A 22,509-nucleotide genomic window follows, 5' to 3' on the forward strand; every position below is an offset into this window, starting at 1 on the left:
ACCTCGAATCTACCGTGGAACTCTGCTCGGATCCGAGGCAGGGAAAGTGTCCGGTGCGGCCGTCACAGCGGCAACTGCGACAACCTGCCTCGCCCCAGCAACACCACAGACTGCAGGCAGGCCGTCACACGCGAGCGCGGCCAAACCACGCGACCGGAGCAGACGCAACATCGGCAGCACGGTGCCCGCTAGAAGGCCTCGCGAGGTCTGGCCACAACATCACAACGCGCGCTCAACGCCTGGCTGACAAACGCCAAAACACCCCCGCGGCGCACTGTCGCAGTCAGGGCACCCTCAGCCAGCGTCGAAAGCCGTTGCCACTCGTCGTGGAAAGCGGGCTCCAGGCGAAGTCCCAAGGAGCAGGAGGAAGCTCCTCCTGCTCGGCCGCGGGTGGCCGCATCCCCAGGCGCACCCGCGGCTTCCAGTCGAATACGTGCTGATCACCGCCTTGCCAGCCAAGCACGATGCCGATTGCCGCGCTGTCGTCGCTGGCCACCCAGCGCGCCGCAGCGGCGATCATCATGGTTTCGATATGCTCCGGCTCGACCAGATCCCGGTAACCGGAACTCAGCAGCCAGCGGCAGACGCCGAGGTGAAAGGTCCAGCCAAGCGCCAGTTGGCAGCCGTAGGCCCAGGTCATGAACTGACGAAAGACGTTCAGGCCATCTGGCGGATCGAGTTTGAGCAACCTCGGGCAAACGTCGAACAAGGCATGCCAGTACGGCAATAACCGGGCGTCCAGGTGGACAAAACTGCGGGCATTGCTAGGGTAATCCGGGAAGGGAAGCCGAAAGCCGATGCGGCCTTCGGTGCGAGCGAATTTTTCCATCATGGCCATGGTGAAAGCCCCTGTATTGACCATCCCGTCGGGTAACCGACGATCTTTTCGTCCGCTGCGCAGCCAGGCTGCATTCGGACGGCGAGGGAGTCCGGTCGGGTATCAGGGTGCGCGGGGATTCAGCGATGGCCAGTGGTAGCGCGGACCACGCTGTTGCGGACCAGGTCGAGGCAGCGGCACGGTTGCCGCAAACCCCAGCCAACCCAGCGCAAACAGCACAGCAATGGCAAGAAAGACCGAGCCGCATAGCGGGCAATCCAGCCCGTGCTCAGCCAGCTCATGAACATCGGCGGGGAACGCATCGCCGCTAGCTGACGATGCAGTGCTGGCACAGAACGGCTCCTGCCCCATGGCCAGCTCGAATCCCATGTGGGAGCCGTGGTTCAGACTGCAGACAAAAGCGTTGAGCAGGATGCACGTGAAGAGCACCCATATGATCTGAATACGCTTGTCTTTGACGATGGTCATGTTTTGACTGTACACCGCCTGCGCTTGGGCGGCGCTGCGCCAAACTGCCGCAGAACATCGGGCTATGCGCTGTTTCTGTCACGAGAGGCATCGCCGGCCAACGACGCCAAGGCGTACAGGCTTCGACACTCCGCTCGTAGGCCCAGCTCGTCAGTGGTTGACCGTAAACGCCAGCATTGCCGAGAGCTGAGACATGGGTCGGCCACTCTCGCTGTGCCATTGGTTGAACACCGATTGCACGGCCGCCTGATCCCGCTGGCTGCTGGGCACCTTGTCCACTACCTTTTGCGCCTTGAGCGCAGCAACAACGTCATTGCTGGGGATGAACGTATCTTTACCCGCCATGCGCAGCAGACGCGGCGCCGACAGGCCTCCCAGCTGGGTGCCGTGCTTGGCCAGATAGCGCCACAGGCCGACGATATCGGTGACCGGCCAATCAGCGATCAGGTTGCCGAAACTCCCCTTCTCTTTCGCCACGTCTAGCACGAACTGGGCGTTGCGCGGCACGCTCTTGAGTTTGCCTAGGTGGCGGATGATGCGGGCGTCCTGCATCAGTCGCTCGATGTGTTCGCCTCCCATCAACACCAGCTTTTCGGGATCGAAACGAAAGAACACCTCTTCGAACGCCGGCCACTTGGCGTCGACCAGACTGTGCTTGAGTCCAGCCCGAAATATTCTGAGGCTGATCAGCGAAAGGTAACGGTCATCCGCGATGGCGCGAAGCTCATCGCCACTGTTGGGTTGCGGCAGGCGGCTCTCCAGTGCTGCGGCCGAGCCGAAACGATTGAGGCAGTATTCGTGCAGCCATTTGTAGTCGCGCATGCAAGTCCTGAGTCATCGATCGAAACGAGCCGCACAGGTTGCCCTCGGCTACCCAACGTCGCAAGCCCGACCGTCGCGGCCGGGCTCGTTCACCCTAGCGGCGCAGTCGATCCGCCTCGCGAAGCAGCATCCGCTCGGTCGCACTCCAGCCAAGGCAGCCGTCGGTAATGGATACTCCATATCTCAGCTCGCCGGACAGTGGCTGGCAGCCGTCGAACAGGTGGCTTTCGAGCATCACGCCACGCAGAGTCGAATCGCCAGCCGTGCGCTGATCGACAACGGACGCCAGCACCGCTGGCTGACTCAGTGGGTTTTTACCGCTGTTGGCATGACTGCAGTCGACCATGATGCGCGGGGCAATACCCTGGCGCTGCAACGTATCCCGCGCCTTTGCGACGCTATCTTCATCATAGTTTGGCCCCGAGTGCCCGCCACGTAACACCAGGTGGGTATCGGCATTGCCGCTCGTGCTCAGCAGCGCTGGATGCCCGAGCTCGTCGATTCCGAAGTGCTGATGTGGATGCTCAGCCGAGCGCATGGCATCGCAAGCAATCCCGAGGCTGCCATCGGTACCGTTCTTGAAACCCACCGGCAGGTCGAGCCCGCTGACCATTTCACGATGGATTTGCGATTCGCTGGTACGTGCTCCGATCGCCGCCCAGCCAAGCAGGTCATCGAAATAGCCCGCGGCCAGGGGTTGTAACAGTTCGGTGGCGATCGGCAGCCCACACGCCAGGATATCCAGCATCAACCGGCGCGATATGTGCAGCCCTTCCGCCATGTCACCGCTACCATCGAGCTGCGGATCGTAAACCAGCCCCTTCCAGCCGACCGTTGTACGTGGTTTCTCGACGTAGGCACGCATCACCAGCAGCAGCTGATCGCTGACCTGCGGGGCCAATTCAGCCAGCCGCGCCGCATATTCGAGTGCGGACACCGGATCGTGCAACGAACAAGGGCCAACCACCACCAGCAAGCGCGGGTCATCGCCGTTGAGTACGGCGCGAATGGCCTTTCGATCATCTTGGACGCGCTCGTCAAGCGATGCGCTGAGGGGCAGCCGTTGCCGCAGTAAAGCGGGACTTGGTAATGGAAGAGCGCTACGTCTGGCTGGGGCGGAGGAACCGTTGCAGGTGATGGCTGGAGCGTTAAGTGGTGCATTCATGACTGGCGGTCCTTTGGCCGGCGCGGCATCTGTGCCGCGTCGGCGCTAGCGAAGTGTTCGGTCTAGGTGTGTGGGTGCGGCGGCGGTGAAGCTGCTAAATCGCCAGTCATAGCGGTAGGTGCGGTAAGCGCTGGTGTCGTTGTACATGGTGCTGCCCTCGGTACGTGAGGCCTTCTCAGGCCAGAAAAAAACAAAACCCCCGGTCGGGTGGCCGACCGGGGGTTCGAAAACTGTCTGGTGGCGACCCTGGTTGCTAGGGCGCCTGTGGGGTATCAGGCGCGCCGATGGCTAAACCAATACCCAAAAAAATAACCGTCAGCCGTAATCGCCTGACCACGCAGCAACGCCGAGCGCATGGCGCTAGTATTTGCAAGGATCAAAGGAATCAGGTTGAGCAGCATGCTGTTCTCCAGAGGATGTCCGAACCATACTCCAGCGCGTCGACTCGTTTCAACCGGTAGAGCGCCGGAATCGGTACCCCGCTGCTCTGTTCAGCGGACCTGAGCTCACCTCAGTCGCAATGTCGCTGCTTGGGGTTCCGGGCTGGAGACACGCCTATTCGGCTGAGCATCATAGCCACCCCTCCCGAAGCAAGGTGAAGGAACGCTTCTTCGCAGGGTAAGCGCACCCCTCTCATGCCAGCTTCCACGCTTCAGTATGAAACCTTCTACATGACGCGTTTCCTGCGTACCGCGATGAACGCAGACACCGTGCAGGCGGCCGCCACTAGTCACCGTCCCCAAAAAAAACGAAACCCCGCATTAAGCGGGGTTCGGTCTCAAGTCACCCGGCGCCAGGCCGGGCTTGTCCGCGCAGGGCTGAAATCAGGCCTTGATACGGGACTTGTACTCGCCGGTGCGAGTGTCGATTTCGATCGAGTCGCCGATTTCGCAAAAAGCAGAAACCTGCAGCTCGGCGCCATTCTTCAGGCGCGCAGTCTTCATTACCTTGCCGGACGTGTCGCCGCGAACGGACGGCTCGGTGTAAACGATTTCACGAACGATGGTGTTCGGCAGTTCGACCGAGATCACCTTGTCGTTATAGAAAGTAGCTTCGCAGACGTCACTCATGCCGTCTTCGATGAAGGTCATCACGCCTTCGAGGTCATCTTTTTCGATTTCGTACTGGTTGAACTCTTCGTCCATGAAGACGTACAGCGGGTCAGCGAAGTAGGAATAGGTCACTTCCTTGCGCTCGAGAATGACCGGCTCCAGCTTGTCGTCAGCCTTGTAAACGGTCTCGGTCGCCGAACCATTGAGCAGGTTCTTCAGCTTCATCTTGACCACGGCACTGTTACGACCGGACTTGTTGAACTCGGCTTTCTGGATGATCCAGGGTGCGCCGTTGATAACGGCCACTTGGCCGGCACGGAACTCTTGTGCGGTTTTCATACGAATATCCGAATGGAATTAGAGACATAAAACAGGCCGCGTATCATAGGGTCTGTTCCTGTTTCGTCGCAAGCCGCGTTACTGCGACGTATGGCGCCGTTGCCGCCCCTATATTGGCAGCCTTGCCGAACGGTCAAGCCGGAGCAGCCACGGGTCGGACCGAAGCAGGCCCTAACCAGTCTGCGTAAAAAAGCATCAGTTTCCCGGCCAGATCGCCGTTGGCAACCTGCTTGTGTGTCCAGCGGTCAGCATGCGCCTGCAGCTCTGCCTCATGCTCCAACATCGCGGTCCAGGCCTTGCCGCTGCCTGTGCCCTCGTTCCAGGCCCGCCAGAACTCACGTAGCGCTAGCTCGGCCTGCGGGGAAAGGTCGCGGACGTATAGGTCCAGATAAGCGTTGAGTTTGTCCCAGTGCGCATCTTCATCCTGAGGATAGATATGCCAGACCAACGGCCGCCCTGCCCACTGCGCCCGGATGAAGGATTCCTCGCCGCGCACGGCATTGAAATCGCAGCACCACAGCAGCATGTCGTACTGGTTCTGGGTCATGAACGGCAGCACTGCAATCTGCAGCGCACCACGGGCATGACGGTCACCGGCTCGCAGCTGCTCGAGCCCCAGCCAGGCAGCCACGTCGCCCAGAACCCGGCCCTCAGGCACCAGCAGCTGCGATGGGCGCGCATCAGCAGCCAGCGCATCGAGCCATCCGGCGACGGCGCGATTCTCATAGGCGAACAGTGAGAGCAAGCGCGCGCCGGCCGGCGCGGTCAAATCGAAGCTCTGCAGAAAGGCTTCACGTAGCACCGGGTTGGCTTGAAACGCCTCCCGACGTGCCAGCAGATCGCCCTCGCGAATCAATCCGCCGGTGCCCTGCTCGAAGCCCGGAAAGAAGAAATACTTCTGCAAGCCATCGGGCTGCATAGAAGGCAGCGCATGGCAGCCCACCACCCAGTCTTCTGCGCTGAGGTATTCCAGGTTGAGCCAGAGGATACGGCGCCCGCTGCCAGCCATTTCCTTTATATAAGCGTCGGGAAGCTGGCAGGCAAAAGCCTCAATCACCACATCGGCCGGCTCTGCGCCGGGCCAAACAGGTGTCCAATGACGCACCTCTACACCTTCATGCCATTGCTGATCGGCGGTGGTGCTGCTGCCCGGACAAAGCCTAGCGAAGGTATCGAGATCATCGACCCACAGCCGCACTCGCTGGCCGTGCTCTGCCACCAACTGCCGCGCCAGCCGCCAGGTCACGCCGATGTCACCGTAGTTGTCGACGACTACGCAAAAGATGTCCCAGCTTGTTTTAACTGACAAACGAAACCCCTTGAATGAACCGTTCCAGGCTGTTTGTGCCTGCAGGATGCCTGCAAAAGAATACTGCCAACGGCCTACCAACCACGTTTAAAGCGAGCCGCGTGTCGACAATGCCAAGCGCTCTCGGCTGCTTCCGCGGGCAAGCTTGTATGCGTTTTTTTGAGCATTGCAGTCGGTAAGCTGTCGCCCATCAGGCCGATAAGAAGGCGTGAGAACTCGCTCCGGCTCACCGGAAGCCGATGCTAGGGGGGAATATAAAGAGGGGAAAATACTATCGTCATGGAGGTGAACCCTACCAGCCACACCCCGGCACACAATGTCACCGCTGCGGCTGCTCCCTTCCAGGCCTGACCGGGTTCACGGCTGATCGTTGCGGGGGGACCGGCAGGGCCCACCATGACAAACCCGCCTGGCGGCGAGCGGCGCCATTGTACCGGCTTATCAGCAACTTACAACCACCGCCTACGAACGGCGAATACCCCGGCCGAATGCGCTGCTCAACGGGCGCATGACCGTCGGTCAGCAACCCCGGAAACCGGGGAGCTGTTTACCGCATTGCGTCGAAACCCTCTAGCCAAAGACGGGCGTCTGTCCGAGGATGGGGAGGCTAAGCGCTATCGAACGCTTGTCATGAAATCATGCCGCAACCAATCGTTTGTGCGGCTGATCGCACCAGCACACGAGGTAATCATGAGCAAGGCTCCAATCGCCATCATCGGTACCGGGATCGCGGGCCTTTCCGCAGCCCGTACACTTCACGATGCCGGGCAGCCCGTACATCTGTTCGACAAGAGCCGCGGCAGTGGTGGCCGCATGGCCAGTAAACGCAGCGATGCAGGCTCGCTCGATCTGGGCGCGCAGTACTTTACCGCCAGGGATCGCCGCTTTACCGACGCCCTGCGTCAGTGGCACGCCGAGGGCTGGGTCGACCAGTGGTCGCCGAGCCTTTTCCAGGCTCGCGACGGACAGCTGACGCCTTCTGCCGACGAGCAAGTGCGCTGGGTTGGCACGCCGACCATGAGCGCAATCACCCGAGGCCTGTTGGGCGAACTGCCGGTTACCTTCAGTTGCCGCATCACAGAGGTGTTTCGCGGTGAGCAGTTTTGGACACTAGTCGACGCCTCCGGCGCCAGCCACGGCCCCTTCAGCCACGTGGTGGTTGCGGTTCCGGCACCCCAGGCTGCGGCGTTGCTACCAAGCGCCCCCAAGCTCGCGGCCGTTGCGGCAAGCGTCGCTATGGAACCGACATGGGCGGTTTCGCTGGGATTTGCCACACCGTTGAGCACCCAGGTGGAAGGCTGTTTCGTTCAGGACGATGCACTGGACTGGATCGCTCGCAACCGCAGCAAACCGGGGCGAGACGGTGAATTCGACACTTGGGTGCTGCACGGCACCAGCAACTGGAGCCGCCAGCATCTCGACCTATCAAAGGAAGCGGTGATCGAGCGCCTCCACGGCGCTTTCGCGGAGCTGATCGACTGCGTAGTGCCGGCACCGGAGTTCACCCTGGCACATCGCTGGCTGTATGCCCGGCCAGCCCAGGCCCATGAGTGGACGGCGCTAGCCGACGCCGGGCTGGGCCTGTATGCATGTGGTGACTGGTGCCTGTCCGGCCGGGTCGAAGGTGCCTGGCTCAGCGGCCAGGAAGCCGCCCGCCGGCTGCTGGAAAATCTATAAGCAAAGCCTTGTACCTGCTCGATCACATCCGCCGGGCTGCCTAAATGCGGCAGCCCGGCGCTAGCTGAGCTCAACCCAGCGCGGTGTCCAGAAACATCATCACGGCGAAGCCCAACATCAATCCGAGCGTCGCGGGCGTCTGATGGCCGTTGCGGTGGGTCTCAGGGATGACTTCATGGGACACCACGAAGATCATGGCGCCAGCCGCCAAGCCGAGACTGACCGGATAGGCAATGGCGAATCCGCTGGACATGCCGATGCCAACCAGCGCACCGATGGGTTCCATCAGCCCGGAGGCTGCCGCTATCAGCACGGAGGCCCGCGCGGACAACCCTGTCGTGCGCAGCGCCAGTGCAACGGCAAGGCCCTCCGGGATGTCCTGAATCGAGATCGCAGTGGTCAATGGCAGACCGACACTCAGGTCGCCATTGGCGAAACTCACGCCAATGGCCATGCCCTCTGGAATGTTGTGCAGGGCGATGGCGAGCACGAACAGCCACACTCGGTTAAGCCGCGCGAATTCGGGGCCGCGGGGTCCTGTGCTCTCATGCTCATGCGGTGTGAAGTGGTCCAACCCGAGCATCAGCAAAACGCCGAGGCCAAGCCCGACCACTACGGTCAAAGCCGCAGCGAGCCCGTTGCCAAACAGCTCACGGCCGGCTTCCAGTCCGGGCAGGATCAACGAAAATGCACTGGCTGCCAGCATCATCCCGGCCGCGAAACCCAGCATGCTGTCCTGGCTGCGAGTAGAGAGGTCGCGCAGGCCGATCGCCAAAAAAGCGCCAACAGCCGTGGCAACGAAACCGGCGCTCCCGCCCAGCATGGCGTAGCGAACGTGACTGGACTCATTATTGAAAGCGTTGACACCACCGGCCACCAGCAGCAAGAGGACGACCACCGCGGCAGCGGCAAGACTGAAGGTAATCCACGGACTGGCCTGGGCCTGAGCGAGCCAGACGGAGCGTAAAGTGGCAGCGGGGCTTTGAGCGGTTGACGCCATGATCAGCAAATCCTGACAGCGGGAAAATTGATTGTACGCAGCCTCTTATCAGGGCGAGGCTATGGCTGTGATAGTCCTGCACTACGAAGGGACTCACTGTTTGAACCCAAGAGTCTGCTGATGATTCAACGCTGTTGGGCTGTCTCCGCCGAGTGATACCCGCGCTGTACCCATAACGCGTGATTGTCCGTAAGCTTGTGGCGTCCGATGGTCGTCATGTGCCGCACAGGGAGTGGTCCGTTTTGCCTGCCGCCAAATCAATCCGCCGCGCGTTTGTATTACTCATTGTGCTGCTTTTGATTGCAGGCTGGCTGGGCTGGCGTCAGTTGCAAGGACCGGAGCTGCCTGGTTACCGGTTGGAAACACGGCCATTGGTTCAACGCGTGGTCGCCAGTGGAGAGGTGGACACCCAGTCGCTGGTCCAGATCGGCAGCGAGATCACTGGCGTCGTTGCCGAGCGGCATGTGCGTGAAGGCGATGCGGTGAAAGCCGGTGACTTGCTGCTGGAGCTGCGCGACGACGAGCAGCGGGCCCGTTTGCGCGAAGCCGAAGCTGCCCTGCAGCAACTGATCGACTCCACTCGCCCGCAGGCAGAAGCATCAGCACGCGAGACCCAACACAACTTCGAGCAGGCAAGCCGCGAGCTGAAACGCCGGCAAGTACTGTTCAACCGCAAGTTGCTGGCTTCCGAACCGCTTGAACAGGCGCGCCGCGCGGAACTGACGGCGCGTGCTGTGCGTGATCGTGCACGGTTCGCCGCTGCAGCGCTGGCCGCGGGCGGTAGCGAAGAGCAGGTGCAGCGCCAGCGCCTGGAAGCAGCACGCGCGGCGCTGGCGAAAACGCGCATCCAAGCGCAGGTGGAGGGCATCGTACAGACACGCGACGTCGAACCCGGTGACTTGGTCCAGCCAGGCCGAACACTGCTGACTATCGCGCGCTCCGGCAGCAGCGAAATCCTCCTGCCTCTGGACGAGAAGAACCTGGCGCCAGTCGAGCTCGGGCAGGCAGCCAAAGTCGTCGCTGATGCTTATCCCGAACGGGTGCTGCAAGCGAGGGTCAGCTTCATCGCCCCGAGCGTCGATACGGCTCGCGGCACCATCGATGTCCACCTCGACCTGCAGGGGCCAGCCGATTTCTTGCGTCAGGGGATGACGGTATCGGTGAACATCGAGACGGGTCGCCGTGAACAGGCACTGGTGTTGCCCAACGATGCTCTCCTCGCCCGCAATGGCACTCTCGCTCAGGTGCTACGGGTAAACGACGGTGTGGTCGAGCGCGTCGATGTTCGCCTGGGCCTGCTGGGTACTGCACTGAGCGAGGTGGTCGAAGGCCTGGCTGCTGGCGACCTGGTGCTCGCTGGCGATGCCGAAGCTGGCCAGCGCGTGCGAGTTCGTGAGCAACCGATGCCTCGCGGCATCCAGGATTGACTGCCGTGCGCCTGGCGGATTCACTCTGGACGGAATGGTTGATTGCCCTGCGCTTCCTCCTGGACAACCGCATGCAGTCGCTTCTGATCATCTTCGGCATTGCAGTCGGCTCTGCGGTCATCGTGTTCATCACCGCATTGATCACTGGGCTGCAGGCCAACGTCATCGAACGGACCCTGGGCACCCAGGCGCATATCCGTATCCTGCCGCCCGATGAGGTCAACCGCGTTCTACCTATCGACGATGGCAGCTGGTCACTGGTACTGGAGAATCCACGAGCGCAGCGCCTGCGCTCGATCATCAACTGGCAGGACATTCGCGACGTGCTCGATGAAGATCCGCAGGTACTTGCCGTGTCGCCAGTCATCAGCGGTCCGGCTATCGCCCGGCGCGGCGTCGCCCGTGCATCCGTCGCGCTGCTCGGTATCGATCCGGTGCGGTATCAGCAGATCATCCCACTGACCGATGACCTGAGAGCCGGCCAGTTCACAGTCGGCGCCGGCAATGCGGTGATCGGCAAAGAACTCGCCCGTGACCTGGGCCTTGGCATCGGCGACAAGCTAAAGCTAGACGCCGGCGAAGGACGCGAGGCGGTGGTCGACATCGCCGGGATCTTCGAACTAGGGGTGCGCGAGCTGGATGCGCGCTATGTCTACCTCGACCTGAAGCAAACCCAGACGCTGCTCGACCTGGCTGGAGGCGTCACCGTCATCGACACCACCGTCGGTGAAATCTTCGAAGCCGACCGCATTGCCAAACGCCTGGCCCGCCTGACCGGCCTGCGTGCCGAAAGTTGGATGGAAACCAACGGTCAGCTGCTCAACGCGCTCAGTTCGCAAAGCATGACCACCGAGATGATCCGCATCTTTGTCGGGATTTCCGTTGCCTTTGGCATCGCCAGCGTGTTGGCCGTGAGTGTCGTCCAACGTACCCGCGAGATCGGCATCCTGCGGGCGATGGGCAGCCCGCGTGGGCAGATACTCCGCGTGTTCCTGCTGCAAGGGGGCTTGCTCGGTTTGCTCGGCTCGGCTTGTGGCGGCGCGGTCGGCTGGGGTCTGGTACAGGTCTTCAATCTAGCGGGGCCACGTCTATTTTTCATACCGGTCGACCCGACGCTGGTACCACTGGCAATGCTGGTCGCAACAGTTACCGGTGTGCTGGCAGCCGCCATGCCAGCGCGCCGCGCGGCTCGCTACGACCCGGCCGTGGCGATCCGCTATGTCTGAATCCGCTGCCAGCCAGAACGTCGAAGAAGTGCTGCGTCTCGAACAGGTACGCAAGGCATTCAACTTCGGAACCCCTCTGGAAACGGAAGTGCTGCACGGTATCGACTTACGTCTGTGCCGCGGTGAACTGACCGCGCTCATCGGGCCATCCGGCTCCGGCAAAAGCACCCTGCTCAACCTGATCGGGCTGCTCGACGCGCCCAGCTCAGGCGAGCTTTATCTGCTCGGCCAGCCCACCCGCATCAGTGATGATGAAACCCGCACACGTCTGCGCAATCAGGCCATCGGTTTCGTGTTTCAGTTTCACCATCTGATTTCGGCATTCAACGTACTGGAAAATGTGCTGATGCCATTGATGATCCGCCATGGGAGGCCCTCGAGTGCGGATATCGACCTGGCCCGCAGTCTGTTGAACGAAGTCGGGCTCGACGCGTTCGCCGACAAGAAACCCACGCAAATATCCGGTGGTCAGCAACAAAGGGTCGCGATTGCCCGCGCGCTGGTTACCCGCCCTCCGCTGCTGCTGGCCGACGAGCCGACCGGGAATCTCGACACTCGCACCGCGCAAAGCGTGTTCGAGCTGTTCCACCGTATTAATGTCCAGTTCGGTTGCGCCGTACTGGTTGTGACCCATGATCCGCGACTGGCCGCCGACTGCGCGCGAACCATTCAATTGGTTGATGGCCGTATCGTCAGCGACCACTCCCGCACCGAAACACGCTGATCCCTGCCCCCGGCCGAGCCGGTCAAAGCTTTCGTCAGCGAACTCAGCTTCGCCTTGAAATACCGGCAGAATTGGCTCGCCCCTCTTAATAACTATTAAATCTAAGCATATAACCGTATCTAGCGCTAAGATCCTTCCAGGTATACCCCCACCCGTATCAAGCCAAGCGAAGGAGCAAGCCATGAATGCCCGTGTTGAAGCGTTCTTCGATCCCGCGACCTTTACGTACAGCTATGTAGTCAGCGACCCAGAAACGCGTGAGTGTGCGTTGATTGACTCGGTGCTGGATTACGATCCGGCGTCGGGCCGTACGTCACATGCTGGGGCTGAGCGCCTGGTCGACTATGTGCGCGAGCACGACCTGAAGGTGCAATGGCTGCTCGAAACCCATGTGCATGCCGACCACCTGAGCGCCGCGCCATACCTAAAACAGCGGCTGGGTGGGACGTTGGCGATCGGTGATCAGATCACCGTAGTACAGGACACCTTTGGCGCCCTGTTCAACGCTGGTAGCGCGTTCGCCACGGATGGCCGTCAGTTCGATCGTCTCTTCCACGACGGTGATGTCTTTCAGGTTGGCCACATCCAGGCGCGGGCGATTCATACGCCAGGCCACACGCCAGCCTGCATGACCTATGTGATCGGCGACGCCGCGTTCGTCGGCGACACCCTGTTCATGCCAGATTACGGCACCGCGCGCTGCGACTTCCCCGGTGGAAATGCGCGGACGCTGTACCAGTCGATCCAGAAACTGTTCACGCTACCAGCCGAGACCCGGGTGTTCATGTGCCACGACTACAAGGCACCGGGACGCGAAGAGTTTCGCTACGAGACCAGCATTGCAGCCGAACGTGAGCACAACATCCACGTACACAGCGGCGTCAGCGAAGACGACTTCGTCGCCATGCGCACCGCGCGCGACGCCACCCTGGCGATGCCCACGCTGATTCTGCCGTCGGTGCAGATCAACATGCGTGGCGGTGAGCTGCCAGCGCCTGAAAGCAACGGTACTCGCTATTTGAAGATCCCTTTGGACGCGCTGTAACTGCCTCTGTGGAGGACGTCATATGCAAACCTTAAAACGCCTGACACCCTTCATCTCGGTGGCCGCCCAGCTGGATCCGGCCGATATGGCCCTGCTGGCGGGAAGCGGCTTTCGCTGCGTCATCAACAACCGTCCGGACAACGAGGGCGAAGGCCAGCCGTCCAGTAATGCTATACGCGCTGCGGCCGAGCAATCAGGCCTTGAGTACCACCACCTTCCGGTAGTTTCCGGGCAGATCAGCGATACCGATGTCGCAGCCTTTCGCGCGCTTCTGGAGCGGGTCAAAGGCCCCGTGTTGGCGTTCTGCCGGACCGGCACCCGTTCAGCATCTCTCTGGGCGTTGGCCGAGGCTCATCATCTGGACCCTGATCAACTCATCCAAACCGCTCGACAGGCTGATTACGATTTGACTGCCCTGCGACCGCGCCTGGAGCAGTACTGGCAATATGCAGCGGGCGGACCGCCGCTGAGCCCTACCCCCACGTTCGCCGCCACGCCACGTTATGACGTGCTGGTAGTCGGCGGCGGAGCGGCTGGCTGCGCCGTGACGGCCAGTTTGCTCAAGCGCGATCCCGACCTGCGCATCGCAATCATCGAACCACGGGAACAGCATTACTATCAGCCGGGCTGGACGCTCGTCGGTGCCGGCGTGTTCGATCGCGCCAACACCGAACGCGCCATGAGCCGTTGTATCCCGACAAAGGCACAGTGGATTCGCGCAGCCGTCGAGGCCTTCGATCCGGAGCATCAGCAGGTGGTGCTTGAGGACGGCAGCCGCATCGGTTACCGCTCGCTGGTGGTCTGTCCGGGCCTGAGCCTCGACTGGGACGCTATCGAAGGCGTGCGTGACAGTCTCGGAAAATTCGGCGTGACGTCCAATTACGCCTTCGAGCTGGCGCCTTACACCTGGCAACTGGTACAGCATCTGCGCCATGGCAAAGCCCTGTTCACCCAGCCGCCCATGCCCATCAAGTGTGCCGGTGCACCGCAGAAGGCCATGTACCTATCCTGCGACCACTGGCTCAAGGGAAGCGTGCTGAAGGACATACAGGTGGACTTCTGCTCAGCTGGGGCGGTGCTGTTCGGCGTCGCCGAGTTCGTGCCTGACCTGATGCGCTACGTGGAACGTTACGGCGCCACACTCAACTTCAATAACAACCTGATCGCAGTAGACGGCCCGGCGCGTAAAGCCTGGTTCAAGGTGTCTGACGGAACCGGCCAGAGCAGCACGGTCGAACGCGAGTTCGATCTGCTGCACGTCGTGCCGCCGCAGCATGCACCCGATTTCATTCGCCGAAGCCCACTGAGCAACGCCGATGGCTGGTTCGAAGCCGAGCATGAAACCCTTCGCCACCCCCGCTTCGGCAATATCTTCAGTCTCGGTGACGTGTGCTCTGCACCAAACGCGAAGACTGCTGCAGCAGTGCGCAAGCAAGCACCGGTTGTGGCGGAGAACGTACTGAGCGTGCTCAGCGGCAAGGGACCGCAAGCCATCTATGACGGCTATGGCTCCTGCCCACTAACTGTCGAGTTTGGCAAAGTGATCCTCGCCGAGTTTGGATACGGCGGCAAACTGTTGCCGACTTTCCCCCTTGACCCCAGGGTGCCCCGGCGTCTGGCCTGGAAACTGAAAACACGGTGGATGCCGTCGATCTACTTCGACATGATGCTCAAGGGCCATGAGTGGCTGGCCGAGCCGAAACATCTGGACTTCGAGCCACGGCCAGCCGAGGCGCTCAACGCCTGTGATTTTACTCAGGAGAAGAAAGGATGATGCAGCGGCTCGCCCGCCACCTACCGTGTCTGGAATGGGGGAAACAGTATGACAAGGCCGATGCGGCCAAGGACAGCCTGGCCGCGCTGATCGTAACGCTAATGCTGATCCCGCAGAGCCTGGCCTACGCGATGCTTGCAGGCCTGCCACCGGTGGCAGGCCTGTACGCCAGTATCCTGCCACTGATCGCATACACGCTTTTCGGCACCAGCCGCACTTTGGCGGTCGGCCCCGTCGCCGTGGTATCGCTGATGACGGCTGCCGCCCTCGGCCCTTTGTTCGCTTCCGGCAGCGCCGCGTATGCAGGCGCAGCACTGCTGCTGGCACTGATGTCCGGCGCGACCCTGCTGGCCATGGCGGTTCTACGGCTGGGTTTCCTCGCCAATTTCCTTAGCCATCCGGTGATCTCCGGCTTCATCAGCGCCTCGGGCATACTGATTGCCCTCGGTCAGTTCAAGCACATTCTCGGCATCCCAGTCACTGGTGACAACGCGCTGCAGCTGCTACGAGGATTGATCCAAGGCCTGCCAGAAACGCACCTGCCCACACTCGCCATCGGCACCAGCAGTCTGGTTTTCCTGTTTTTAGTGCGTAGCCGCCTGGGCCGCTGGCTGCAACGGCTGGGCATGGACGCCCGCACCGCTGGCACGCTGACCAAAATCGGGCCGGTCGTTGCCCTGCTCCTGGCGATAGCGGCGGTCAGCGGCTTTCACCTCGCCGCTGCAGGGGTTCGGGTGGTCGGCGAAGTGCCCCAGGGGCTTCCATCATTGAGCCTGCCACCGCTAGACCTGGCCCTTATTGCTCAGCTTCTGCCTGCGGCAGTGCTGATCAGTCTGGTTGGCTTCGTCGAGTCGGTCTCAGTGGCACAAACCCTGGCCGCCAAACGCCGCGAACGCATCGAACCCAATCAGGAGCTAGTCGCCCTGGGTGGTGCCAATATAGCCGCGGCGCTGAGCGGAGGTTTTCCGGTCACCGGCGGTTTCGCCCGCTCGGTGGTTAACTTCGATGCCGGTGCACAGACGCCACTGGCTGGTGCGCTAACAGCATTCGGCATCGGCGTGACGGTATTGTTCTTCACACCGCTGTTTCACAACCTGCCACATGCTGTGTTGGCCGCCACCATCATCGTGGCCGTACTCAGCCTGGTGGATCTCACCGCGCTCACCCGCACTTGGCGTTACTCCCGCCAGGATGCGGCCGCCATGGCTGCCACCATGCTCGGCGTACTGCTGATCGGCGTCGAGACCGGCATCATCATGGGCGTGGGCCTATCATTGCTGCTGTTTCTCTGGAGAACCAGCCAACCGCATATTGCGGTCGTAGGACAGCTCCCCGGCAGCGAGCACTTTCGCAACATCGAGCGTTTCGCCGTGGTACAGAGCCCCAGGGTGCTTTCGGTGCGGGTCGATGAAAGCCTCTATTTTCCCAACGCGCGGTTTCTCGAGGACCGCATTGCCGAGCTGTTGGGCCAATACCCGCACGCCGAGCATCTCGTGCTGATGTGTCCCGGGGTCAATCTGATAGATGCCAGCGCACTGGAAAGCCTCGAAGCCATCTCCGCACGTCTTCACACTGCTGGCGTCCAGCTTCACCTCTCCGAAGTAAAGGGGCCCGTGATGGACCGGCTGCGCCGCACCGATTTCCTCGAACACTTCGGCGGGCAGGTGTTCATCAGCCAGTACGAAGCGCTGCTCGCCCTGGATTCGCAGACCACTCGACACGCCCTTGAACGGCAACGTTGCAACTGAACCAGCATGGGAGACCGTAGATGAAAAATGCACACGACCTCGTCGAACAGGCCCGGACCCGTATCCAGGAAATACTCCTTGGCGATGCCGAAGCGGCAATCCAGGCGGCGGATATTGTGATCGATGTACGCGAAGCCGATGAGTTTCGCGAAGGCCATATCAATGGCGCCACAAACATTCCGCGTGGCCTGTTGGAATTCAAGCTAAGCGGTACACCCGAGCTGGGCGCACGAGACATGAACATCGTGCTCTACTGCAAGACCAGTGGCCGCGCAGCGCTGTCAGCTGCATCGCTGCAAGACATGGGCTATCTACACGTGAAATCGATCGCCGGCGGTTTCGATGCTTGGACCGAAGCCGGCAAGCCGGTAGCGAAACCGAGCCTGCCGAGCTTTGAGTAACCTCGCAAAATCAGTATGTCCATAAAGCAGAAAACCGACGTCAACGTCGGTCTTCTGCTGGACAAGCCTGCCTCCGCATCCTGGTCAGGGCTTGGTACTGCACGCCTTGCAAGTCTTGATTCCGAGCAGCGTATAGGCCGGGCAAAAGCGGAAAAGGCCGGTGGCTAGGGGCAGCAGACCAATCCAGCCCCAGACGCCAATCATGCCAGCTAGAGTAAGGCCGATTAGCGCAAGGCCGATGACGATCCGCAGTGTGCGGTCGATGGTTCCGATGTTGGCTTTCATAATGACCTCCAGGTCAGCAAGCGCGCCGGCGTTCCAGCGCGGAGAACAGCAACATCCCGCCGAGCATGGCAAGGACAAACAAGAGCACCTGCCAGTGACCGCTGAGCAACACGGCGATCGCCGGGCCCGGACAAATACCGGCGATGCCCCAGCCCACACCGAACAGCAAACTACCGCCGACCAAACGACCATCAAGCTCGCGTTTGCTGGGCAATTGCATCGGGGCGTCAAGCAACGAGCGCTGGCGCGCCTTGGCCAGGCTGAAGGGCACCAGCGCCGTCCCGATCGCTCCGACCATGACCATCGCCAGCGACGGATCCCAGGCGCCGAACAGATCAAGAAAGCCAATCACCTTGGCTGGGTTGGCCATGCCCGACAGCAGCAACCCCAGCCCGAATAGCAGCCCGGCGGCAAACGAGGTCAGCTTACGCATAGTCAGCCCCGGAGAAGATGACGAAGGACAAACACGGTAGCGAAACCGGCAGCCATGAAGGTCAGGGTCGCCACGATCGAGCGCGGGGACAGCCGGGAGATGCCGCACACTCCATGGCCACTGGTGCAACCGGAGCCATAACGAGTACCGATGCCGACCAGCAACCCAGCCACTCCTAGCCCAAGCCAACCCGACTGAAACTCCAAGGCTGGTAAGGGGGTAAACGACACCCACAACAACGGCGCCAGCAACACGCCAAGAATGAACACCAACTTTTCCCCCCGCCCCTCAGCATCGCGCTCCAGCAGGCTGGCGAGCAGACCGCTGATACCGGCGATACGGCCATTGAGCAGAACGAACAGCCCGGCCGCCGCACCAATCAGCACGCCGCCGGACAGCGCGGTCCAAGGAGTGAAGTTGCCCCAATCGATCGTCATAGCTGGTCCATTTCCGAAACAAGTGGCAATGGGAGATGTCATGGCCGACACCACCGAAGCCCGCCTCTCCGACGGGCCTGTTCGCCCTGACGCCCGATGCCGAGGAGTGTTCGCAACAGCGTCACAGGCTTATCCAGCCTGGTCCCCATCAATGAACATAGTTAATCGCATAACAATATATTTTTCAATATATTGTTATGCCCCATAGACTAAAAGAAGTTGGCCGTAAGCGGTGGCATCGATAGCATGCCCCTACCGGTATGCCAGGCTGACCGATCCCGGCGACCGAGCATGTCAGCAGACGCCCTTTTCGTGACGCCAGGTATCAGCATGAATGATCAGACAACTCCCACCGAATCCGTACAGTTACAGGATCAACAGCAGGCCATGCTGAAACGGCTGGCGAGGGTTGAAGGGCAGGTGCGGGGCATCCAGGCCATGATCAAACGCGGCGAGGACTGCGAATCGATAGCCCAGCAGTTTTCCGCCGCTCGCAGCGCATTGGACAAGGCCTATCGGCTGATGCTGACTTGCCTGATTGAAGAGGCTATGCACGATCAGGCTCAGGACACAGGCGAGACGCTGGCGCGCGTGCGCAGCATTTTTACCAAGTACACCTGAACAAAAAGGTGCGCGCAGTGGCGTCTGTGAGATAGCCATAACCTTCGAAGAAACGTCAGAAGGCGACTACCCGGACCATCCAGATATCCGCAGCGGCAAGCGGATAAACGAGTGTCCAGAAACGAAAAAAGCGACCCTTTAGGGTCGCTTTCTTAGCGCTTCGATATCTTTCAAAAAGAATCGGAGCAAATTTGGAGCGGGAAACGAGACTCGAACTCGCGACCCCGACCTTGGCAAGGTCGTGCTCTACCAACTGAGCTATTCCCGCAAATAATGGCGTCCCCTAGGGGACTCGAACCCCTGTTACCGCCGTGAAAGGGCGGTGTCCTAGGCCACTAGACGAAGGGGACGCTGCCCGGAAGCTACTGCTTTATCCGGCTTTCAACGTTTCGCTTTAAGGCTTCACGCTGCAAGTGGCGCGCATTCTATGGAGGTCGTTCATGGTCGTCAAGCACCATCTAGAAATATTTTATGAACCCAACGTATAGCAAGCGTTGAGCTATCAGCTTGCCAGCCAACGCTCTACACTCGGAAAAAATCGCTCGGTCAGAGAGGTGCGTTTCGTGTCCCCAGTTCTGATTACTGGATTGGTCATTGCCGGCCTGTTCATCCTGATTGCAATTGGCGTCATCAATCAGATCGTAGAGAAGAACGGCTTGGAAAAGGCGCGCGTCCGCGCCGAACTCAGCGACCGCATGCGCCGCTGTGCCAACCTCTCCGAGAGTTTTCCTGGCCAGATGATGACGCCGGCACTGAAGCTGTTGCTGACACGTCTGGAGCTGGGTCTGGGCGAGCAGCTGCTTCCCCTAGACAAGAAGAACGCCACGCTCGGCCCCCGGCTCGCTGCTCTACGTAGCGCTGTTGCCGAAGGCGAAGACATTCCCGTAGCAAACGCGCCAGTCAAGGTCACCACCGAAGCACAAGCGAAGGAGATTCGCCTGCTTATGGAAGACCTGCATGCTCAGATTGTCTGGGCCAACAAGCAGAACCAGCTGGATACCACCGCAGCCAAGCGCTGGATCCAACAGATCCAGCGGATGATGGTGATGCTGCATGTCGAATACTTCAGCAATATCGGTCAGCAGTCGCTTCAGCAGGGTAGTGCGCACAAAGCGCGCCTGGCTTTCGAGCGCGGTATCCAGCACATCCGCAAACAGCCCAACCCGGCCGAGTATCAAACCCAATTGAGCAAGCTCGAAGCGAGCTACAGCCACGCTAATAAGCTCGAGCAGACGGAACAACAACCGAAGCTTGACGAACCGAGCCAGCTCGCCGAAGGTCTGAAGAGCCTCGAAAGCGAAGACGATTGGAAAAAGAACAACATCTACTAGGTACAGAGCGGACGAATTGAGACGGCCCGAGCGCCATGTTAATTGATCCTCCGGCGTCCGCCTGCTGCCCTGCCCTGCCGTGGAGAACTCGTCATGCCCATAACCGTATTCGGTGCCCCGCTATCGCCCTTCGTTCGCAAGGTTCGCCTTTGCCTGCAGGAAAAAGGCCTGGACTATGGGCTAGAAGTCGTAATGCCATTCACGCCGCCCGAATGGTATCTGCAACTCAATCCACTCGGCCGCATCCCAGCCATGAAGGATGACGAGCTCTGCCTGGCCGACTCCAGCGTGATCTGCCAATACCTCGACGAAGCTTACGATCAAACTGTTCGGCTGTATGGCGCTAACCCGACCGATCGAGCGCAGATACGCTGGCTGGAAAAATATGCCGATTACGAGCTCGCACCGCTGACGACATTCGGGGTTTTCCGCAACCGCGTCCTGAAGCCGAGCTCGGGCAAGCCCTGCAACGAGGAAACCGTACAGGCCGCATTGAACGAGAAGCTGCCACCGCACTTCGACTACCTTGAGCGTCAGCTGGGGGAGAACGACTTTTTCATTGGCGAGCAACTGTCGATGGCCGACATCGCCGTTGCGTGCCAGCTGATCAACATGGAACACGGCGGCGAGGTGGTCGACGCGGGTCGCTGGCCGGCCCTGGTCGCGCACTACTCGCGTTTGAAAGCACGCGCATCGATAGAGAACGTGCTGCCCGGCGAGCAGCGTATGACCGCCAAGCTCATCGAAATGGGCAAAAGGCCAACACCGCCGAACTGAACCTGACGCGCGCCGCCCCGGAACCAAGCACCAGCTTCGGTTCCTAGGCGGGCCTCCCGCAAATGAGCAGTAGAGCGCCGAGGCTCACCAACAGGTGTGTCCCGCAGGGCATGGCCTGTTTATAACGCACGCGTTGGTCAATTGGAGGTCCGGCAGCAGCCTAACCGCTTGCCTACAGCAGGCGAATCCCCACCCACTGCCGAGCAAACTGATAAGCGCAACGGCCATTGCGATTGCCGCGAGCTGTGGCCCAGCGAATGGCGTCCTTTTCCAGCTCGTCGTCCCAGCTCCAGCTCAGCCCCGCCCGTGTCGCCAGCGAGCCGATCCAATGCCGCACCACGTTGAGGTAATGCGCCTGGCTGAACGGGTAGAACGACAGCCAAAGTCCAAAGCGATCCGACAGCGCGATCTTGTCCTCTACCGCCTCGTTTGGATGCAGCTCTCCATCCACCATCCGCCAGTTTTCGTTGTCGCTCTGACGCTCAGGCACAAGGTGCCGGCGATTCGAAGTGGCATACAGCAAGACATTCTCGGGGGCCTGCTCCAGCGAGCCGTCCAACACGCTTTTCAAGACCCGATAGTCGCCCTCGCCGGCCTCGAACGAAAGATCATCACAGAACACCACGAAATGTTGTGCCTGCCCGGCAAGCTGATCGACCAGTTTCGGCAGATCAGCCAGATGGTCGCGTTCGATTTCTATAAGGCGCAGGCCCGCCGGTGCATATTCAGCCAACAATGCTCGGATCAAAGAAGATTTTCCGGTACCGCGCGCACCCCAGAGCAGGACATGATTCGCCGGCAGCCCTGAAACGAACTGACGGGTATTGCGCGACAACAGCTCGCACTGCCGGTCAATGCCGATCAAGTCGTTTAGCTTCATGTCGAGCGACACATTTAGCGCCTGCAGGTAGCCGCCCTGCCCTTCACGATGCCAACGCGCGGCCAAGCTCGTATCCCAATCCAGCGGCGCACGCTGCGCAGGAAGCAAGGGTTCCAGGCGCGACATCAGCGCATCAGCACGCTGTAAAAAAGCTTTGAGCTCGGCATCCATTCAACGTCTCCAAAACGATCACGGCTGCAACGTACAAAAGCGCTGTGGCGGCCGGGAAATATAGGTTACAGGCAAGCTTCGATATGCGCTGTCAGCGCGTCCGGCGAGGTTCGAGACGAAAAGCGCCTCACCGAACGCCCATCGTCGGTGACCAGAAACTTAGTGAAATTCCACTTGATCGCCTTGCTGCCCAGCAAACCGGGCGCGCGCTTTTTCAACTCCAGGAACAAAGGGTGAGCATCACTTCCGTTGACCCGGATCTTGGCGAACATCGGAAAGCTGACGCCGAAGTTACGCTCGCAGAACGCAGCGATCTGCGCCTCGTCCCCCGGCTCCTGATGGCCGAACTGATCACAGGGAAACCCGATCACCACCAGCCCCTGCTCGCGATAGCGCTTCCAGAGCGCTTCCAGCCCCTTGTATTGGGACGTGAAGCCACATTGACTGGCCGTATTAACCACCAGCAGAGCCTTGGCGCCAAAATCAGACAAGGTCTTCTGTTGGCCATCGATCGTGACGCAGGGAATATCCAAGAGCGCATCGTTCATGGGGTGCTCCA

The 22,509-nt window shown here is 60.7% G+C and carries 23 protein-coding genes, 2 tRNA genes and 1 other RNA gene; 11 read left to right on the forward strand and 15 right to left on the reverse strand.

Features of this window, described 5'->3' with window-relative positions; translation table 11 throughout:
• Positions 1 to 283: 283 nt before the first annotated feature.
• The 7 genes from C1896_14510 to ffs all read right to left on the reverse strand — a co-directional run bounded on the left by C1896_14510 (position 284) and on the right by ffs (position 6,380).
• A complete protein-coding gene (locus tag C1896_14510) occupies positions 284 to 838 on the reverse strand; it encodes a putative natural product biosynthesis protein (GenBank protein ID AZZ47681.1) in 555 nt (184 codons plus the stop codon).
• Positions 839 to 940: 102 nt separating this feature from the next.
• Positions 941 to 1,306, reverse strand: coding sequence for a DUF2946 domain-containing protein (locus C1896_14515; protein AZZ46005.1), 366 nt, complete (start codon positions 1,304 to 1,306; stop codon positions 941 to 943).
• Between the two features lie 150 nt (positions 1,307 to 1,456).
• The gene (locus tag C1896_14520; GenBank protein ID AZZ46006.1) at positions 1,457 to 2,128 is read right to left on the reverse strand and encodes a 3-methyladenine DNA glycosylase; all 672 of its coding nucleotides are present in this window, start codon (positions 2,126 to 2,128) and stop codon (positions 1,457 to 1,459) included.
• A gap of 94 nt (positions 2,129 to 2,222) precedes the next feature.
• The gene (locus C1896_14525) at positions 2,223 to 3,293 is read right to left on the reverse strand and encodes a 3-deoxy-7-phosphoheptulonate synthase (protein ID AZZ46007.1); all 1,071 of its coding nucleotides are present in this window, start codon (positions 3,291 to 3,293) and stop codon (positions 2,223 to 2,225) included.
• Between the two features lie 824 nt (positions 3,294 to 4,117).
• Positions 4,118 to 4,684 carry an elongation factor P gene (efp, locus tag C1896_14530; GenBank protein AZZ46008.1) on the reverse strand — a complete coding sequence of 189 codons (567 nt, stop codon included), beginning with the start codon at positions 4,682 to 4,684 and terminating at the stop codon, positions 4,118 to 4,120.
• A gap of 133 nt (positions 4,685 to 4,817) precedes the next feature.
• On the reverse strand, positions 4,818 to 5,993 hold the full coding sequence (locus tag C1896_14535) for an elongation factor P maturation arginine rhamnosyltransferase EarP (protein ID AZZ47682.1): 1,176 nt from the start codon (positions 5,991 to 5,993) through the stop codon (positions 4,818 to 4,820).
• A gap of 290 nt (positions 5,994 to 6,283) precedes the next feature.
• An RNA gene (gene ffs / locus C1896_14540) (signal recognition particle sRNA small type) lies at positions 6,284 to 6,380 on the reverse strand.
• A 303-nt stretch (positions 6,381 to 6,683) separates the two neighbouring features.
• On the opposite strand from ffs, the gene C1896_14545 reads away from it, so the two are divergent.
• Positions 6,684 to 7,670: an FAD-binding protein gene (locus C1896_14545; protein ID AZZ47683.1), complete on the forward strand. Its 987-nt coding sequence runs from the start codon at positions 6,684 to 6,686 to the stop codon at positions 7,668 to 7,670.
• Positions 7,671 to 7,740: 70 nt separating this feature from the next.
• Here the strand turns inward: C1896_14545 and C1896_14550 are convergent, their stop codons facing one another.
• Entirely contained in the window at positions 7,741 to 8,670 is a 930-nt protein-coding gene (locus tag C1896_14550) for a hypothetical protein (GenBank protein ID AZZ46009.1), read from the reverse strand.
• A 242-nt stretch (positions 8,671 to 8,912) separates the two neighbouring features.
• Here C1896_14550 and C1896_14555 point away from each other — a divergent pair, with 242 nt between their 5' ends.
• From C1896_14555 to C1896_14585, 7 genes are all read left to right on the forward strand, one after another.
• Positions 8,913 to 10,097 carry an efflux RND transporter periplasmic adaptor subunit gene (locus tag C1896_14555; GenBank protein ID AZZ46010.1) on the forward strand — a complete coding sequence of 395 codons (1,185 nt, stop codon included), beginning with the start codon at positions 8,913 to 8,915 and terminating at the stop codon, positions 10,095 to 10,097.
• 5 nt (positions 10,098 to 10,102) lie between these two features.
• A complete protein-coding gene (locus tag C1896_14560) occupies positions 10,103 to 11,323 on the forward strand; it encodes a hypothetical protein (GenBank protein ID AZZ46011.1) in 1,221 nt (406 codons plus the stop codon).
• Entirely contained in the window at positions 11,316 to 12,047 is a 732-nt protein-coding gene (locus C1896_14565) for an ABC transporter ATP-binding protein (protein ID AZZ46012.1), read from the forward strand. The genes C1896_14560 and C1896_14565 overlap by 8 nt, the downstream gene beginning before the upstream one ends.
• A 181-nt stretch (positions 12,048 to 12,228) precedes the next feature.
• Positions 12,229 to 13,092 (forward strand): MBL fold metallo-hydrolase, encoded by an 864-nt coding sequence (locus C1896_14570; GenBank protein ID AZZ46013.1) that lies wholly within the window; start codon positions 12,229 to 12,231, stop codon positions 13,090 to 13,092.
• Between the two features lie 22 nt (positions 13,093 to 13,114).
• Positions 13,115 to 14,866 carry a TIGR01244 family phosphatase gene (locus C1896_14575; protein ID AZZ46014.1) on the forward strand — a complete coding sequence of 584 codons (1,752 nt, stop codon included), beginning with the start codon at positions 13,115 to 13,117 and terminating at the stop codon, positions 14,864 to 14,866.
• Positions 14,863 to 16,614 carry a sodium-independent anion transporter gene (locus C1896_14580; protein ID AZZ46015.1) on the forward strand — a complete coding sequence of 584 codons (1,752 nt, stop codon included), beginning with the start codon at positions 14,863 to 14,865 and terminating at the stop codon, positions 16,612 to 16,614. Before C1896_14575 ends, C1896_14580 begins: the two co-directional genes overlap by 4 nt.
• Positions 16,615 to 16,634: 20 nt before the next feature.
• A complete protein-coding gene (locus tag C1896_14585; protein ID AZZ46016.1) occupies positions 16,635 to 17,015 on the forward strand; it encodes a sulfurtransferase in 381 nt (126 codons plus the stop codon).
• A gap of 84 nt (positions 17,016 to 17,099) precedes the next feature.
• On the opposite strand, the gene C1896_14590 is transcribed toward C1896_14585, so the two are convergent.
• From C1896_14590 to C1896_14600, 3 genes are read right to left on the reverse strand one after another with little or no spacing between them, the layout of a single operon-like run.
• On the reverse strand, positions 17,100 to 17,300 hold the full coding sequence (locus C1896_14590) for a DUF2892 domain-containing protein (GenBank protein AZZ46017.1): 201 nt from the start codon (positions 17,298 to 17,300) through the stop codon (positions 17,100 to 17,102).
• A gap of 13 nt (positions 17,301 to 17,313) precedes the next feature.
• Positions 17,314 to 17,733 carry a hypothetical protein gene (locus tag C1896_14595; GenBank protein ID AZZ46018.1) on the reverse strand — a complete coding sequence of 140 codons (420 nt, stop codon included), beginning with the start codon at positions 17,731 to 17,733 and terminating at the stop codon, positions 17,314 to 17,316.
• A gap of 2 nt (positions 17,734 to 17,735) precedes the next feature.
• Entirely contained in the window at positions 17,736 to 18,170 is a 435-nt protein-coding gene (locus C1896_14600; GenBank protein AZZ46019.1) for a YeeE/YedE, read from the reverse strand.
• 330 nt (positions 18,171 to 18,500) lie between these two features.
• On the opposite strand from C1896_14600, the gene C1896_14605 reads away from it, so the two are divergent.
• Entirely contained in the window at positions 18,501 to 18,791 is a 291-nt protein-coding gene (locus C1896_14605) for a transcriptional regulator (protein ID AZZ47684.1), read from the forward strand.
• Between the two features lie 192 nt (positions 18,792 to 18,983).
• Here C1896_14605 and C1896_14610 read toward each other — a convergent pair.
• Positions 18,984 to 19,059 (reverse strand) — tRNA-Gly (locus C1896_14610).
• Between the two features lie 6 nt (positions 19,060 to 19,065).
• Positions 19,066 to 19,141, reverse strand: a tRNA-Glu gene (locus tag C1896_14615).
• Between the two features lie 225 nt (positions 19,142 to 19,366).
• On the opposite strand from C1896_14615, the gene C1896_14620 reads away from it, so the two are divergent.
• Entirely contained in the window at positions 19,367 to 20,122 is a 756-nt protein-coding gene (locus C1896_14620) for a hypothetical protein (protein AZZ47685.1), read from the forward strand.
• A 93-nt stretch (positions 20,123 to 20,215) separates the two neighbouring features.
• Positions 20,216 to 20,899, forward strand: a complete 684-nt coding sequence (locus tag C1896_14625) for a glutathione S-transferase family protein (GenBank protein AZZ46020.1) — start codon at positions 20,216 to 20,218, stop codon at positions 20,897 to 20,899.
• Positions 20,900 to 21,071: 172 nt separating this feature from the next.
• Here the strand turns inward: C1896_14625 and C1896_14630 are convergent, their stop codons facing one another.
• Positions 21,072 to 21,950 carry an AAA family ATPase gene (locus C1896_14630; GenBank protein AZZ46021.1) on the reverse strand — a complete coding sequence of 293 codons (879 nt, stop codon included), beginning with the start codon at positions 21,948 to 21,950 and terminating at the stop codon, positions 21,072 to 21,074.
• A gap of 65 nt (positions 21,951 to 22,015) precedes the next feature.
• Positions 22,016 to 22,498 (reverse strand): glutathione peroxidase, encoded by a 483-nt coding sequence (locus C1896_14635; GenBank protein AZZ46022.1) that lies wholly within the window; start codon positions 22,496 to 22,498, stop codon positions 22,016 to 22,018.
• Positions 22,499 to 22,509: the final 11 nt, after the last annotated feature.

It is taken from the genome of Pseudomonadaceae bacterium SI-3 (assembly GCA_004010935.1).
GTDB lineage: Bacteria > Pseudomonadota > Gammaproteobacteria > Pseudomonadales > Pseudomonadaceae > Stutzerimonas.

Excerpts from the sequence above, each read along its gene's own strand:
- efp (AZZ46008.1), bottom strand. The coding sequence starts at position 4,684 with ATGAAAACCGCACAAGAGTTCCGTGCCGGCCAAGTGGCCGTTATCAAC.
- C1896_14510 (AZZ47681.1), bottom strand. The coding sequence starts at position 838 with ATGGCCATGATGGAAAAATTCGCTCGCACCGAAGGCCGCATCGGCTTT.
- C1896_14570 (AZZ46013.1), top strand. The coding sequence starts at position 12,229 with ATGAATGCCCGTGTTGAAGCGTTCTTCGATCCCGCGACCTTTACGTAC.
- C1896_14595 (AZZ46018.1), bottom strand. The coding sequence starts at position 17,733 with ATGCGTAAGCTGACCTCGTTTGCCGCCGGGCTGCTATTCGGGCTGGGG.
- C1896_14515 (AZZ46005.1), bottom strand. The coding sequence starts at position 1,306 with ATGACCATCGTCAAAGACAAGCGTATTCAGATCATATGGGTGCTCTTC.
- C1896_14630 (AZZ46021.1), bottom strand. The coding sequence starts at position 21,950 with ATGGATGCCGAGCTCAAAGCTTTTTTACAGCGTGCTGATGCGCTGATG.
- C1896_14635 (AZZ46022.1), bottom strand. The coding sequence starts at position 22,498 with ATGAACGATGCGCTCTTGGATATTCCCTGCGTCACGATCGATGGCCAA.
- C1896_14550 (AZZ46009.1), bottom strand. The coding sequence starts at position 8,670 with ATGGCGTCAACCGCTCAAAGCCCCGCTGCCACTTTACGCTCCGTCTGG.
- C1896_14605 (AZZ47684.1), top strand. The coding sequence starts at position 18,501 with ATGAATGATCAGACAACTCCCACCGAATCCGTACAGTTACAGGATCAA.
- C1896_14575 (AZZ46014.1), top strand. The coding sequence starts at position 13,115 with ATGCAAACCTTAAAACGCCTGACACCCTTCATCTCGGTGGCCGCCCAG.
- C1896_14600 (AZZ46019.1), bottom strand. The coding sequence starts at position 18,170 with ATGACGATCGATTGGGGCAACTTCACTCCTTGGACCGCGCTGTCCGGC.
- C1896_14585 (AZZ46016.1), top strand. The coding sequence starts at position 16,635 with ATGAAAAATGCACACGACCTCGTCGAACAGGCCCGGACCCGTATCCAG.
- C1896_14520 (AZZ46006.1), bottom strand. The coding sequence starts at position 2,128 with ATGCGCGACTACAAATGGCTGCACGAATACTGCCTCAATCGTTTCGGC.
- C1896_14580 (AZZ46015.1), top strand. The coding sequence starts at position 14,863 with ATGATGCAGCGGCTCGCCCGCCACCTACCGTGTCTGGAATGGGGGAAA.
- C1896_14565 (AZZ46012.1), top strand. The coding sequence starts at position 11,316 with ATGTCTGAATCCGCTGCCAGCCAGAACGTCGAAGAAGTGCTGCGTCTC.
- C1896_14625 (AZZ46020.1), top strand. The coding sequence starts at position 20,216 with ATGCCCATAACCGTATTCGGTGCCCCGCTATCGCCCTTCGTTCGCAAG.
- C1896_14545 (AZZ47683.1), top strand. The coding sequence starts at position 6,684 with ATGAGCAAGGCTCCAATCGCCATCATCGGTACCGGGATCGCGGGCCTT.
- C1896_14525 (AZZ46007.1), bottom strand. The coding sequence starts at position 3,293 with ATGAATGCACCACTTAACGCTCCAGCCATCACCTGCAACGGTTCCTCC.
- C1896_14590 (AZZ46017.1), bottom strand. The coding sequence starts at position 17,300 with ATGAAAGCCAACATCGGAACCATCGACCGCACACTGCGGATCGTCATC.